This window comes from Oculatella sp. LEGE 06141 (assembly GCF_015207605.1).
Lineage (GTDB): Bacteria > Cyanobacteriota > Cyanobacteriia > Elainellales > Elainellaceae > Oculatella.
In genome coordinates this window covers 1-13,991 of record NZ_JADEWO010000101.1, presented here as the reverse complement: position 1 = coordinate 13,991, position 13,991 = coordinate 1, and the positions used below count along the sequence as shown (strand labels likewise).

Sequence of the window (13,991 nt, the reverse complement as noted above, 5' to 3'; positions counted from 1 at the left end):
GTTGCTGAATATGTTTTTCAACTAACCACGCCTCAAACCCTACACCCCACCCCCATCTTGGCGAGACTTTGGCTGACTCGATTGAGAACTTCTGTAAAAAGGACGGGCTTGCAGTTCAAACTCCTGTTTCTGAGCAGACCGCAAGTTGAACCCGGCTCAATCGCCGCTCCTATCCCTCCCCGGCGCATAGGCGATCAGGGTTTCTCGGAGAAATTTTAATGAAATGTAGCAAAATCATAGTGCCATTCAACAACGCCGTTTCTTTATGTGACGTGATTCCGCTCGGCTTAGAAGCTATGTCAGGCTCGCTGATGATGAATGATGTTGAAGTTTTCATCATCTGATGGTGCTTGAAAGTACTGCGTAATGGCATCAAATTCGGCATCGCTTGTGAAAGCTGAGCCTTCAGCCATTTCCCTATTTCGTTCTCGCAATTGACGCCTGCACAACTCGTCAGTGACATCGACATAGTGCAACTCATGATCGGCATTTGTGCGTTCAAATAGTTCTCGGAACCAGATACGCTGCCTTCTTGTGTTGCCGGGAAAGTCGAGTACAACCAACATGCCCTTTGAGAGCAGTGAGCAGATGTGCGGTGCAAGAGCATCTTGCAACCGTGATGAATACTTGACAAAGCTAGGGATGTCTACAATTTCACCCGGAAATAACTTGACCAAAAATTCGTCTTGCACAACCAAAATTGCATCATCTCGTCGTGCTATGTCCCTTGCAAGAGTCGATTTTCCGGCTGCCATCTTTCCGCAAAAGAAGAAGAGCTTTCCTCGCTGCTTCATCTCTCATACTCCTCGGTCTAACGGTAAAGTTGTGGACGGCGAGTAACATGTAACCTTGAGGTTGCCCTCCATTCCGCCCGCACCGATGCAGTGCGAGCTATTTTACTCTACTATCCCAGTGCAAAATCACGCCACTATCTATATTCTGGTTGTGTCGCAAGAACTCGTTAAGGGCAAACGATCGGTATCGTCTGCATTTCCTTAGGCAACAACTCCAAAGATTGCTTCAATAAACCGGGCTTGAGAGACACTATCCCCTTGTTTGATTCCTTTCACTTGCCCGTTACAGATCATCTTCATTGCCTCAATTCCGCTCAACGTGCTTCTGGCGCTATTAAATGGTCTTGCTCAATGACGTTATTCAAATACTTGCTCTGCCGTAACCGGGTCTCTTCTGCGACCGTCTCATCTCCTTGCAGGGTTTCCATTGCCACTGGGCAAGCCGCATTCTTGTCCACGTTAATCACTCGTGGAGCCACAATGTGCTGTGCTTTGAGTACTTTGCGAAGAAGCGTGCCGCTGCCTTGCCATCTCGCGTCGCACTCAACATGAAGTCAAGGGTATTGCCTTGGGAATCGACTGCTCGGTACAGGTACTTCCACACGCCCTTGACTTTGATGTAAGTTTCGTCCACCCGCCACGAGTCGTTTGTTGGCTTCAGGTGAGGTCGAATGCGTTTGTCGAGTTCTGGCGCGTACTTCGGTTGTGTCGCAAAGATCCTAAAGTGACAAACGAAGGGGCCTCGTTCGCGTTGCTTTAAGCAATCACTCCAAAGAGTTCATTGATAAATTTTGCTTGAGATACACTATCCCCTTGACTAATTCCTTTCACTTGTCCTTTGCGAATCATCGCCATTGCTTCTATTCCGCGCAACGTTCTCCTTGCACTGTTAAACAATTGAAATCCCATCATCGGTTTCACAACGCGCTTCACGTTTCGATGGTCTTGCTCGATCATGTTGTTCGAATATTTGCTCTGTCGTAATTCGGTCTCGGCTTCCAACGTCTTCTCTTGCTTCAATTCGTCCATTGCCGCTGGATAAGCCGCGTTTTTATCCACGGTAGTCACCCATGACGTTTGAGTGTGCTTCGCTCCCAACACCTTGCGGAAAAACCGCGCTGCCGCCTTTCCATCCCGCTTCGCACTGAGCATGAAGTCCAACGTATTGCCCTCAGAATCCACAGCACGATAGAGATATTTCCACTCGCTTTTCACTTCGATGTACGTTTCGTCCACTCTCCACGAGTCATTCGTCGGATTCAGAAATGGACGAATGCGTTTGTCTATTTCTGGCGCGAATTTCAAAACCCACCGATTGATTGTCGAATGATTCACGGCGACTCCGCGCTCCTGCATCATCTCCTCCAAGTCTCGATAGCTCAAGGAATAACGACAATACCACCGCACGTTCAGCAAGATGATTTCAGGCAAAAAGTGCCGCCATTTGAAGGGAGAAGGAGTGGACATTACAGGGGAGGGAGGAAAGGCTTGTCTTGCTTACCTTGCCATCCGCTAGTTTTTGCGACACAACCCGCATTAAACCTTACACCCCCCACCCATCTTGGCGAGACTGTGGCTTACTCAATTGAGAACTGCTGTAACTTAGAGCATTACAAGAGCTTGATTACGACAGCCCTCGCTTTTCATGCAACCTCTGCTCTAACTCAGAATCGCTCTGGTTGGCTGGTTCAGTTGTCCGCTTCACCGTTGCTTGACCCATTGAAGGCTCAGCGCTGTATCCTGCTGAGTTGCCTTCAAGGGTGTTTTTGGCTGAGGCCGTAGCGCTGTCAGCGATCGCCTGAGCATCTCTAGACGTGCGATTAACCGTATCGGCGATCGCTGGTCTAACATCGTCAACGGTTCCTTTCACTGAATCCGTTACACCGCGAACGTCGGCTTCGTCAATCTTGCGCTGCACCGAGCCTGTAACGCCCCGCACATCCGCTTCGTCAATCTTGCGTTGCACCGAGCCTGTAACACCTCGCACATCCGCTTCGTCAATCTTGCGCTGCACCGAGCCTGTAACGCCCCGCACATCCGCTTCATTGATTTTTTGTTGAACCGATTGGCTAACGCCTCGCACATCGGCTTCTTCAACCTTGTGCTTAACGGACTCAGTTAAGCCTCGGACATCGGTTTCACTGACCTTTTCTTTAACCAAGTCGAGCGCTTCTCCAACCTGATGAGTCACACCATCGGCCGCTTCTTTAACTGAATCCACGGCGTTCTCGACTCGGTAATCGATCCCTTCAGCCGCTTGATTGCCCACAGCAGCACCCGCTACGGCTCCGCCCACGGCTCCGATCGCAGCCCCTACTTTGCCACCGACCATACGACCGATAGCTGCGCCAACGACACTACCTCCAGCCGCGCCAACAGCTTTGGCAACCGTGTGGGCATTACTTTGATCGGGTGCAGTGTTCTCTTCGGGCTTCTCGATCGCAGATGAACGATCAATAGCCTGGGGAGTCAGATCAATAATTTCCTCGGATCGATCTGAAGGATATGGGTTGTTGGTTATTCCAGTCATAAACAGAATCCCTTGCAGTAGATAAATTTCTCTTATTACTTACAAGTCTACCGAGGTTCAAAAAAACTTACCTCCTCTGAAGAGGGAGATTCTTAAAATCCTTATAGGTCAACAGTGATAGGTTTTGTTAAATCCGACGATAGATTTAAGAGGCAACACCCATCTCAACTCAACTTAAGGCATTAAACCGTTATCTGAAAAGGTTTGAGGCGAGAAAAGGTTGACTAAGCGGTAAATGCACCAAGTTAATAAGTTTTTTTAATAGCTGCTGGAGCAAAAATTGCCAGATGAGGATATCAGTTGCCGATCGTCAGGTGCAAGATGTGATTAATTGGTGCTTGACATCAAGAACGTCGCCGCTGTAGCTAACAGCCGCAGAGAGGGAATTGGCGACACACAGTACTGCATCGCCCCCTAAATTCCTCACTATTTCAAAGTCTCCTGAACTTGGGGAATTTAGAGGGCTGTTCCAGTGACACAGCACCTATCAACCAACCTCTTACTGCTGAACGGTGACTGTTGTTCCAACTTGAACCATGCTGTACAACTCGCGAATGTGTTCGTTGTACATACGAACGCATCCATGAGATGCTGCCCGTCCAACCGATTCGCGGTTGGGGGTGCCATGGAACCCAATGTAGTTTCTACCATCGGTCCAAAAGGCAATCCAACGTTCTCCTAACGGGTTTTCTGGCCCTGGCTCAACGACTTCCCCGGTGAAAGGATTTGTCCAACCAGGGTTTTGTAACATGCCCATGACTTCAAAGCTACCGGTGGGCGTTTCCCAGCCCGATCGCCCTACCGCAACCGGATAGCTGGACTGAACATGATCTCCTCGATAGACATACACGCGACGTTCTCTTAGTTTCAGAACCAACCGGATTTCTTCAGCCGGAACATCAGGCAGGATGGGCTGAATTGGCGGCAGTTCTAACGCGGCTGGCTGAGGGGCAAGAACGCTAACCTGAACGTTAGAGGTTTGGCTCATAGCCGTTCCCCTAGAAGCGGTTTGGGCTGCTGCTTGCCACTGAACCGAGACTAACAGAAGGGCTGAACCTAAGCAAATCCGTAGGGAATTCCGCACAGTCACGCTAATCGTTGTCCTCACTGAACTGAACTGTAGACGTTTTAAACGAGCAAAATGTTCAATGTCACCCTAAGAGGCGGTTTGAAACGCATTAACGGTCTCCTGTAGAGGTGTAGCATCCGGCAGATAGCCCTTGAAATAGACCCAGATAGATGCCCTACCCTCTAAGGTTGGCTGAAATGCTGTCTGAGATATCTATAAAGTTCCCCGACGTTAGGGGGAGTATCCCATCGTAAAAGCGGTGTTGCAAAAACGGAGTGATCTGAAGCCACACGCTTTTGCAACACCTATAAGAAATCAGAAGCACCCTTTACTGTTGCTTGCTTCAGCACAGCGATTCAGGCAATAGCGATCTAGCGACGTCGCCCTCGTGCTGTGCCACAGGAACCGTTTACCACAGTGCCGGAGGGCTGGTTGGCGCTGGAGTCCTGGTTGGGACTGGAGTGGGAGTCGGAGCAGGAGTTGGGGTCACCGTGGGGCTAGGCGTAGGTCTAGGGGTTAACGTTGGGGCTGGTGTAGGCGTTACGGTGGGAGTCGGGGTCGGTGTGAGTGTCGGAGCGGGAGTTGGAGTCACCGTGGGGCTAGGCGTAGGGCCGGGTGTCAGCGTCGGGGCTGGCGTGGGCGTTACGGTGGGAGTCGGGTCGGGAGCATCTTGAGCAATGCTTCGGAAAGAGCTAACAGCAACTCCTACGATCGCGGCTAAGACTGCCGCTGGCAGCGACAATCTTAAGAACTTGGATATGTTTCTATCCATTTAAATCACTCCTCCTTGACTATGAATGATAGTGAAGTCAATTCAATGATTTGAAAACGGAACACCATTAACGTCATCGATCGCAAGATAGATTTTCGCCGATCAGGCTGCCATCTTGCCAGCGTCCATGTTTAGATGTTCCATCTGCAAAGATGAATGTTCCTTCACCATGGCACCTATTATCCTTGAATTCACCGACATAGCGATCGCCATTTTCTAAAGTCCAGATTCCCTGACCGCTAAACTTGTCATCGCTAAACTCTCCGGTGTAGCGTCTGCCGTTTGCAAAACTCAGCGTTCCACACCCTGTGCGCTTGCCGTTCACCAGAGAACCGTCGTAGCGGTTGCCGTTGGGAAACAGCATTGTGACGTTGCCAGTTGAGGGCAACCCGTTTTGCAGCGAGCCATAGTACTTTGTGCCGTTCGGATATTCGTAATCTGGCGTTTGGGTTAGCAGTGGATCGATGGCAGCATTGGCGCAGGGGGATGATAGCACGGTCGAGGGCACAGTCGAGGGCACAGCAACCGACTGCGAAACGGTGTTGATGATGCTGGGCAGGGTGGCGATCGCAGCAACGGTAATTGTGCCAACGCCAGCAATTAACTGCCATAGTCTCGATCGCCTGCCTGAGCTAAACGACGAACCCCATCCCGTTGAGGAACTGGAGATAGTTTCTGGAATGTAATTAGATTCGAGACTCGTGATCGTTTGATAGGTTTCTGGCTCGGTTGTCTGTGCCTCTGCTTCTGCTTCTGCCTCATGTAGCCGAGTTGCCGTCTCAACTATCTTCGCCAAATCGGGATGCTTTGCCAGCAAATCACTGATGGCACCGAGCGCCTCATCTGCTGTTTGGTAGCGATCTTTGAAGTGGTATCGCACCATCCGATCCAAAATAGCCACCAGATCGGGATTGATCTGCTTAACGTAGCCATGCCAGTCCAGTTCGCCAGTATGGGGGTCGGGATGGATGTCTCTGGGATGAATTCCGGTTAGCGCCTGAATTGCAATCATACCCAAAGCAAAAATATCGCTGTTGAAGCGCGGATTGCCTGCTAACTGTTCGTTGGGCATATAACCCTGGGTGCCAATCGAAATGGTAATGGTTGGCCCTGTGTCAGGATTGGCAATTTGAGCCGTAGTTTGCTTCACTGCACCAAAGTCAATTAGCACGATTTTGGCATCGCGCTGGCGACGGATCAGGTTCGAGGGCTTAATGTCTCGGTGAATCACATTTTGCTGATGGACAAACGCCAACGCCACCAAAACATCCTGCAAAAGAGAAACCACGCTGGCTTCTGGCCACGGTCGTCCGGGAAACAGTTCTTGCGTTAGTGCATTGCCTTCAACCAGTTCTAGAACCAGGTAGAATTCGCGATTGTCTTCGAAGTGAGCAAATAAATGCGGAATTTGGTCGTGGTTTCCAAGTTTGTAAAGAACTTGCGCTTCGGTGTCAAATAACCGTCTGGCCGTTTGCAAAATGGCCGTGTCGCTAACCTGAGGCTTGAGCTGTTTAACGACACAGCGCGGATGGCCTGGCAAATGCAGGTCATCTGCTAAAAAGGTTTGACTAAATCCGCCTGCCCCCAGTTGTTCGATTATTTTGTAGCGTCCACCTAAAGGCTTACCCAAATCTAGTCGAAATAGCTTCGAAAGATCCAATCCCATGCCGTTTTCATCATTTGAAGAAATTTATAGCTATTGGAGAATATCGATACTGGTTCTGAGATTAATTTGCGACTAAACGGGTTATTGACCGCCCCTTCCTGGCTTTTGCAAAGTTGGGGCACCGGGAATAGGAGAGGTATGCACGATAGCAACGTTCAACTCATAAGTTTAACGTGTTTAGCGAAAGAGCAGAGTTGCAGGTAGATTGCCTTTACAATTTGCTGAGACGAGCTTTACAAACGCTTGACATGCAACCGATCACTTGAAGCACACCCCCTGCTCAGTAGCCGCTTGCTTAAAGACTGTCATGGGAGGCAAAAACCAGGCCAGGTAACATTTGCAACCTCTGAACAAATATAATACCAGGGCAATTAACGTGCCTTTAGCAGCGATCGCTCCATCTAAATTCGGCAACCTATCCAACTGTAGCGCTAACCCTATCTTGTGGTTAATGAGGTGGCAACGGTTCGTCAAGACGCGGCTGGTGCGACCCCGTAAAGAAGTTGTATTATTTTATACTCTGCCAGCCCATCAGGTACCGGGCAGATTTCGCAACTGCTCGCCCATGTAAGCTCGATCGCCCAAGATTTCTAACAATGGCCCATGCACGTCGAATTTGACGATACTGACGGAGCCTGCTAAGGCGTTGAGACGATCGCGATAGCGTCCCAGATCAATCCCAAGCAAGTTGCACAAAATAATCCGAATGGTTGCTTTGTGAGACACCACCAGAACATTGCCCTCGGTATATTTTTCTTCAATTTCGGCAATGACTAATGAAGCCCGACTGGCAATCTGCACAGCGGTTTCACCTCCCGTCGGCGGGTTCCAGGCGGGTTCTGTTAGCCACCGCATATAATCATCAGCGTGATGCTGTTTCACAAATTCGTTGGTTTTCCCCTCCCACTCGCCGTAACGAATTTCTTTTAAGCCTTCTCTAAGCTGCATATCCAGCCCAATGGCATCGCACAACGGCTTAGCAGTAGCGATCGTCCGTTTCATAGGGCTAACGTAAACCGCTGCCCACGGCAACTGGCGGTAGGTCGCGCCAAATGCCTCTGCCATCTGCATCCCGTCTGCTGTCAGTTCTGGATCAAGATCGCCACAGTAGCCTCCAGTGCGGCTATACTCCGTTTCGCCGTGGCGCAATAGGTAGAGAGTTAAGCTCATTGAGTTACCGTTGGGTTGTTTGTTCAGTCACTTACGACGATGGGAAAGGGAGATAGAACTATTCACTCCAGCCACAATTGGAAGCGATTTCTCCTCCCTCTCTCTACCGCACTATCTACGCTTCAACTAAATGAAATGCGGCTCCAATGCCAGCACCCATCTCTTCTGGCGTGATCTTACCGTCTTTGTTCGAATCCAGTGCGTCAAACACCGCATCTGACCCCGTCCACTCTTCGCGGGTGATGAAGCCGTCTCCATCGAGGTCGTATGCCCTGAAGAAGTTTTCTGCGGCACTACTTAATACAGCCGAGCCATCCAGATGCGCCAGGCGCTTTTCTAGCAGTTTCTCTAACGCAATCAATGCTTTAGTGAAGCCCTGGATGCCCTCTTCCAGTTTTTGAGAAGCCATGCGATCGTCTGCGTGCATCCGATCGAAAGTCGCTTTATCGATCGAGATTTTTTCCAGGGTGGCATCGGTGGCCTTTGCCGGGTCCAGCTTGCGTGGCAACTCGTCTGTAGTGGATTGCAGCTCTGCCAGCAATGCTGGGGAAATGGTTAGGAGGTCGCATCCCGCCAGTTCAATAATTTCACCCACGTTACGGAAGCTGGCACCCATCACCTCCGTTTCGTAGCCAAACTTCTTGTAATAGTTGTAAATCTTGGTCACAGACAGCACGCCTGGATCTTCTGCCGCAGGATAGCTATCGCGCCCGGTTTCCTGTTTGTACCAGTCTAAGATGCGCCCCACAAATGGAGAAATCAGTGTGATCCCGGCTTCGGCACAGGCGATCGCCTGATGCAGCCCAAACAGTAGAGTCAGGTTGCAGTGAATCCCTTCTTTTTCCAAAATCTCGGCGGCTTTGATCCCTTCCCAGGTCGAGGCAATTTTAATTAAAATTCGATCGCGCGACACGCCTGCCGCTTCGTATTGCTCAATCAACCCGTGCGCTTTAGCAAGAGTTCCTTCTGTGTCATAGGACAACCGCGCATCGACTTCGGTAGAGACACGACCGGGAATAATCTGCAAAATTCGTAGACCAAACGCGACAGCCAACCGCTCAAACGCTAAGGTGACAATCGACTGACTGCTGGCTCCAGATCCCGCATCAGCTTTGGCTTTTTTTAGCGTTTCATCCACAATTTCTTGATATTCTGGCATCTGCGCCGCCGTGGTGATCAGCGACGGGTTAGTAGTCGCATCGCGAGGGGTAAATTTTTCGATCGCATGAATGTCACCTGTATCGGCAACAACAACAGTCATCTCGCGCAGTTGCTCTAACAACGTTTTGGTCATGGATGGCTCCTCAGTGAAGTGGGGGATGGTGGATGGACAGAGGAAGAGCGCTGCAAACAACGACTCTTCCTCGCCAAAAGAGGTTAATACGACCAGTGCCAACCTTTAATTTCAGGCAGGTCATCGCCATATTTGGCGACATACTGCTTGTGTTCGATGAGCTTATCGTGCAGCATCTCTTTCAGGTGGGCGGCAGAGTTTTTCAAATGGGGGACGCGATCGATCACGTCATCGGCCAAGTTGAAACGGTCTAGCTGATTCATGACCACCATATCAAACGGCGTGGTGGTCGTGCCTTCTTCCTTGTAGCCACGCACATGCAAATTGTGGTGATTGGTGCGGCGGTAGGTGAGCCGATGAATCAACCAGGGATAGCCGTGATAGGCAAAGATGACAGGCTTATTGGTAGTAAAAATACTGTCAAAGTCCTTGTCCGACAAACCGTGCGGATGCTCGGTTTCGGGCTGCAACTTCATTAAATCGACCACATTAACCACACGCACCTTCAAATCAGGCAGGTGTTGCCGCAAAATATCCACAGCCGCCAGGGTTTCTAGAGTTGGAATGTCTCCTGCACACACCATCACCACATCGGGTTCAACGCCCTGATCATTGCTAGCCCAATCCCAAATACCAATGCCTTTGGTACAGTGCTTAATTGCCGAGTCCATGTCGAGATACTGCAAGGCGGGCTGTTTCCCAGCCACAATTACATTGACATATTGACGGCTCCGCAAACAGTGATCGGTGACCGACAACAAGGTATTGGCATCGGGAGGCAAATACACGCGAATAATTTCAGCTTTTTTGTTCACAACATGGTCAATAAAGCCAGGATCTTGGTGCGAGAATCCATTGTGGTCTTGCCGCCAGACATGAGAGGTAAGCAAATACGTGAGTGAGGCGATCGGTCGTCGCCAGGGAATATGGTTGGTTGTTTTCAGCCATTTCGCGTGCTGATTGAACATTGAATCCACAATGTGGATGAACGCTTCATAGCACGAAAAGATGCCATGTCGCCCGGTGAGCAAGTAGCCCTCCAGCCACCCCTGACACATGTGCTCACTTAGCACTTCCATGACTCGACCATCACGGGAAAGCCCTTCATCCTCCGGCAACATGTCAGCCGCCCAAACGCGCTCGGTCGCTTCAAATACAGCGTTCAGTCGGTTAGAAGCCGTTTCATCGGGGCCAAACACCCGGAAGTTACGCGTTTTTTCGTTGAGTTTGAACACGTCCCGCAGGAAGGTTCCCATAATGCGGGTAGATTCCATAAACGTGGTGCCGGGTTTGCTCACATCAATGGCATACTCACGAAAATCGGGCAGTTTCAAATCTTTGAGCAGCAGTCCCCCATTGGCGTGAGGGTTTGCTCCCATGCGGCGATCGCCCGTTGGTGCCAGTTCGGCCAGTTCGGGGATCAGCGTTCCGTTTTGGTCAAAGAGTTCTTCTGGCTTGTAACTCTTCATCCAGCTTTCCAGTAGTTTCACATGGGCTGGATTGTTTGCTGTATCGGCAAAGGGTACCTGGTGCGATCGCCAAAACCCCTCTGTCTTCTTGCCGTCTACATCTTTTGGCCCCGTCCACCCTTTAGGACTCCGTAAAATGATCATGGGATACTGAGGCCGCTTCGTAAACCCATGTGTTCGGGCATCGTGTTGAATCGCCTGAATCTCTTTCGTTACCTGATCGAGCGTCGTAGCCATCAACTGATGCATGGTTGCTGGATCAGACCCTTCCACAAAATAAGGCTTGTATCCATAGCCAATGAACAGGCTTTCAAGTTCTTCATGGCTCAACCGTGCCAGTACGGTTGGGTTTGCAATCTTATAGCCGTTGAGGTGCAAAATCGGCAGCACAATGCCATCATGGGCAGGGTTTAGAAACTTATTGGAATGCCAGCTAGCAGCCAGTGCGCCTGTCTCGGCTTCACCATCCCCAACGACGCAGGCCACAATCAGGTTAGGGTTGTCGAATGCAGCACCATAGGCATGGGCGATCGCGTATCCCAGTTCTCCTCCCTCATGAATGGAACCAGGTGTTTCGGGTGCAACGTGGCTGGGAATGCCGCCAGGGAACGAAAACTGCTTAAACAGTTGGCGCATCCCTTCTGTGTCTTGACTAATGTTGGGATAAAACTCGCTGTAGCTTCCTTCTAAGTAGGTATTAGCCACCAAACCTGGCCCACCGTGCCCTGGCCCTGCGATGTAAATCATGTCAAGGTCATGGGCTTTGATAATGCGATTCAGATGCAGGTAAATGAAATTTAAGCCTGGTGTGGTGCCCCAGTGACCCAGCAGTCTGGGTTTGATATGCTCCAGGGTTAGCGGCTCTTGTAACAGCGGATTGGCATACAAATAGATTTGTCCAACGGAAAGATAGTTTGCTGCCCGCCAGTAGGCATCCATCTTATTCAGCTCGTCTCCGCTGAGCGGCTGGTTTGTTTTTTCCAGAGTTGCTTTTACCATATTTAGCTTGTCTCTTCCAAAACGTCTGTTGAGCAAACTGTCCCTCGGTTATAGGAACCGACTCTTGAAATTTAATCCCTCTTACGGTTCAGCTTTGTTATCCACGTTTATTTTTTAGCTTTCTGTCCGCTAACAACGCTGAACAGAAAGAGCTTGGGTGAAGTTGTTTGAGCAACATCCGATGCTCTGGGTTGGCTCTGTCTGGTGGAAGGCTCGATCCCTGCAAGCTTGATCCCTTCAAACTTGTTGTGGCGATCGATGCTGGCTAGTGCATAAACGTTATCTGTCCTCCCTACTAAAGAACGTAGGACAAATTAACCGTCCTGCACTCCATCCCTTCAAGCCTTAATGAGGACGACATCCATGTATTTCTCCAAACAAACGATCGCTCTGACCATGATTGTTAGCACCCTCAGCGGTGCGTTAACCTTCACGGTTTCTCCCCAGGCAGAGGCGCAAGTGGTTCGTCAAGGACGTAGCGATCGCACCATTGTTGCGCCTGCCGTTGAACCACTCCGACCACTGCGGCTCACGGCTCCCATCTCGCTGAGCGGCAACTGGCAAGGCAACATCCACTCCAGTGGAGACGATGTCCTCACCCATTTAACGCTGCAAATTACCGCCAGTGGTTCTGGCTATCAGGGCAATTGGCAACTGCACGGGCAAGCAGGTGTCCTGCAACAGGGAAGCCTCAATGCCAGCAAGCAAGGCAACGCAATCACGCTGGCACTGGAAGGATTCAACGGCAATCAACCTATCGTGCTAACAGGAACCATCGGTTCAGGTGGCACTACTATGTCTGGACAAATTGTGAACAGTTCCTTTGTCTTCCTGTTTACGAAGAGTTAATCGAACGATTTCATGAGGTGATTTGAAACGTAGCAAGTGTGCTGCATTCACCCTCTAACTCCCTCAACCTGGGGTTTGCGTTTGCGGCAAGTCAATGCAGTCGAGCCAATTTTCTATTCGGCTCGACTGCATTTGCGTAATATTATGTGTTTCAAAATATAAATTGCTGTACGTATTTGTACTAAGCAATGATGGTCTCGGCAATTCACTGCTGATTTAAGAGGATGTTTGAAAAGTAGCAAATGTCCTGCACTCGCCCCCTAAATCCCCCAAGATGGGGGACTTTGAACGAGAATCGGCTCGGAAGTCCCCCATCTTGGGGGATTTAGGGGGCTGTTCGAGTGACGTTCAGCACTTTTTAAACATCCTCTAAGGTCTTATACATAGAGCCATGTTTTAGTTGAAATTACCTAGCTTCAACGCATTCAGGCGCTAAATCTTCAGTGAAAATTAGAAGCAATTTTATTCTTGCTTGATAGGCACGTCGTTAAGCTGAGTATGAAAAATGACAGGAACTTATGCTGCCCAAATCTGCTTTAACAATTAATTGGATTGCTTTACCGCTTGCAACTGTTACGGCTTTTAGTGTTTCAACGGTGGCTAGCGCTGCTTCGTTTGGAGTTGCGTCTGACTACAACGTATTTGTGTTTGGCGACATGAACCAACGGTCTGATGCGGAGGGTCGAGTTGCCGTCGGTGGAAATGCGACCTTTACCAACTTTGGAATTGGCGATCGCCTCTCCAATTCCACTGGAACTGATAACCGCTTAGTAGTGGGAGGAAATTTAACCTACAACGGCGGTCAAATCTTTGGCGGAAACGCTGTTGTTGGTGGAACGACTAACACGCCCGTCTATTTCAATTGTTCTCCCAACTGTGGAGTGTCCAAAGGCAACCCCATCGACTTTAGCACAGTGAAACAGGAGCTAACCTCGCTATCGACTCATCTAGGTGGGTTGAGTGCAACCGGCACAACCGAATACAAGTGGGGTGGTATTCACCTTCAAGGGAACAATGCTGAACTCAACATCTTTACAATTGACGGAAGCCAGTTCTCTAACACGAGCTACTTAAATCTCAGCGGCATTGCTAAGGGTTCAACGGTTTTATTCAACGTGCTGGGCGACAAAGTTAGCATCAGTAATTTTGGCCTGAACTTGAACGGAATCGACAAGAGCAACATACTGTTTAATTTTCTAGATGCAACTCAATTAACCACATCTGGTTTTTCGTTTTCTGGTAGTGTGCTGGCGACCAAAGCCCATTACAACTTTAACAACGGCAATTTAGAGGGAACGCTGATTGCCAATTCGGTATCTGGGAACGGTGAATTCCACCATTCTAAGTTTCAAGGAAATATTCCTAGTGCACCCACACCC

11 protein-coding genes and 1 pseudogene are annotated in these 13,991 nt (G+C 49.8%); 2 read left to right on the top strand and 10 right to left on the bottom strand.

Translation table 11 applies throughout. The features are described from left to right. Window positions 1-299 precede the first annotated feature (299 nt). The 10 genes and pseudogenes from IQ268_RS30840 to IQ268_RS30790 form a co-directional block, all read right to left on the bottom strand. The gene (locus tag IQ268_RS30840; protein ID WP_193887113.1) at window positions 300-794 is read right to left on the bottom strand and encodes an ATP-binding protein; all 495 of its coding nucleotides are present in this window, start codon (window positions 792-794) and stop codon (window positions 300-302) included. A gap of 314 nt (window positions 795-1,108) precedes the next feature. After that, window positions 1,109-1,398, bottom strand: a pseudogene (locus IQ268_RS33650) (DDE-type integrase/transposase/recombinase). A gap of 152 nt (window positions 1,399-1,550) precedes the next feature. Continuing rightward, the gene (locus tag IQ268_RS30825; protein ID WP_193887107.1) at window positions 1,551-2,261 is read right to left on the bottom strand and encodes an IS6 family transposase; all 711 of its coding nucleotides are present in this window, start codon (window positions 2,259-2,261) and stop codon (window positions 1,551-1,553) included. Between the two features lie 157 nt (window positions 2,262-2,418). Further along, entirely contained in the window at window positions 2,419-3,324 is a 906-nt protein-coding gene (locus IQ268_RS30820; RefSeq protein ID WP_193887105.1) for a glycine zipper domain-containing protein, read from the bottom strand. A gap of 499 nt (window positions 3,325-3,823) precedes the next feature. After that, window positions 3,824-4,312, bottom strand: coding sequence for a L,D-transpeptidase (locus IQ268_RS30815; RefSeq protein WP_193887103.1), 489 nt, complete (start codon window positions 4,310-4,312; stop codon window positions 3,824-3,826). 490 nt (window positions 4,313-4,802) lie between these two features. Next, the gene (locus IQ268_RS30810) at window positions 4,803-5,165 is read right to left on the bottom strand and encodes a hypothetical protein (protein WP_193887101.1); all 363 of its coding nucleotides are present in this window, start codon (window positions 5,163-5,165) and stop codon (window positions 4,803-4,805) included. A gap of 73 nt (window positions 5,166-5,238) precedes the next feature. Then, window positions 5,239-6,831: a protein kinase gene (locus IQ268_RS30805; protein WP_193887099.1), complete on the bottom strand. Its 1,593-nt coding sequence runs from the start codon at window positions 6,829-6,831 to the stop codon at window positions 5,239-5,241. 531 nt (window positions 6,832-7,362) lie between these two features. Next, window positions 7,363-8,001 (bottom strand): histidine phosphatase family protein, encoded by a 639-nt coding sequence (locus IQ268_RS30800; protein WP_193887097.1) that lies wholly within the window; start codon window positions 7,999-8,001, stop codon window positions 7,363-7,365. 115 nt (window positions 8,002-8,116) lie between these two features. Continuing rightward, the gene (locus IQ268_RS30795) at window positions 8,117-9,295 is read right to left on the bottom strand and encodes a transaldolase (protein WP_193887095.1); all 1,179 of its coding nucleotides are present in this window, start codon (window positions 9,293-9,295) and stop codon (window positions 8,117-8,119) included. Between the two features lie 83 nt (window positions 9,296-9,378). After that, window positions 9,379-11,763 carry a phosphoketolase gene (locus IQ268_RS30790; RefSeq protein ID WP_193887093.1) on the bottom strand — a complete coding sequence of 795 codons (2,385 nt, stop codon included), beginning with the start codon at window positions 11,761-11,763 and terminating at the stop codon, window positions 9,379-9,381. Between the two features lie 363 nt (window positions 11,764-12,126). Here IQ268_RS30790 and IQ268_RS30785 point away from each other — a divergent pair, with 363 nt between their 5' ends. Together IQ268_RS30785 and IQ268_RS30780 are read left to right on the top strand one after the other, a co-directional pair. Further along, the gene (locus IQ268_RS30785; RefSeq protein WP_193887091.1) at window positions 12,127-12,612 is read left to right on the top strand and encodes a hypothetical protein; all 486 of its coding nucleotides are present in this window, start codon (window positions 12,127-12,129) and stop codon (window positions 12,610-12,612) included. A 518-nt stretch (window positions 12,613-13,130) separates the two neighbouring features. Beyond that, window positions 13,131-13,991: choice-of-anchor A family protein (locus IQ268_RS30780; protein ID WP_193887089.1), on the top strand; the 861-nt coding region annotated here is incomplete at its 3' end.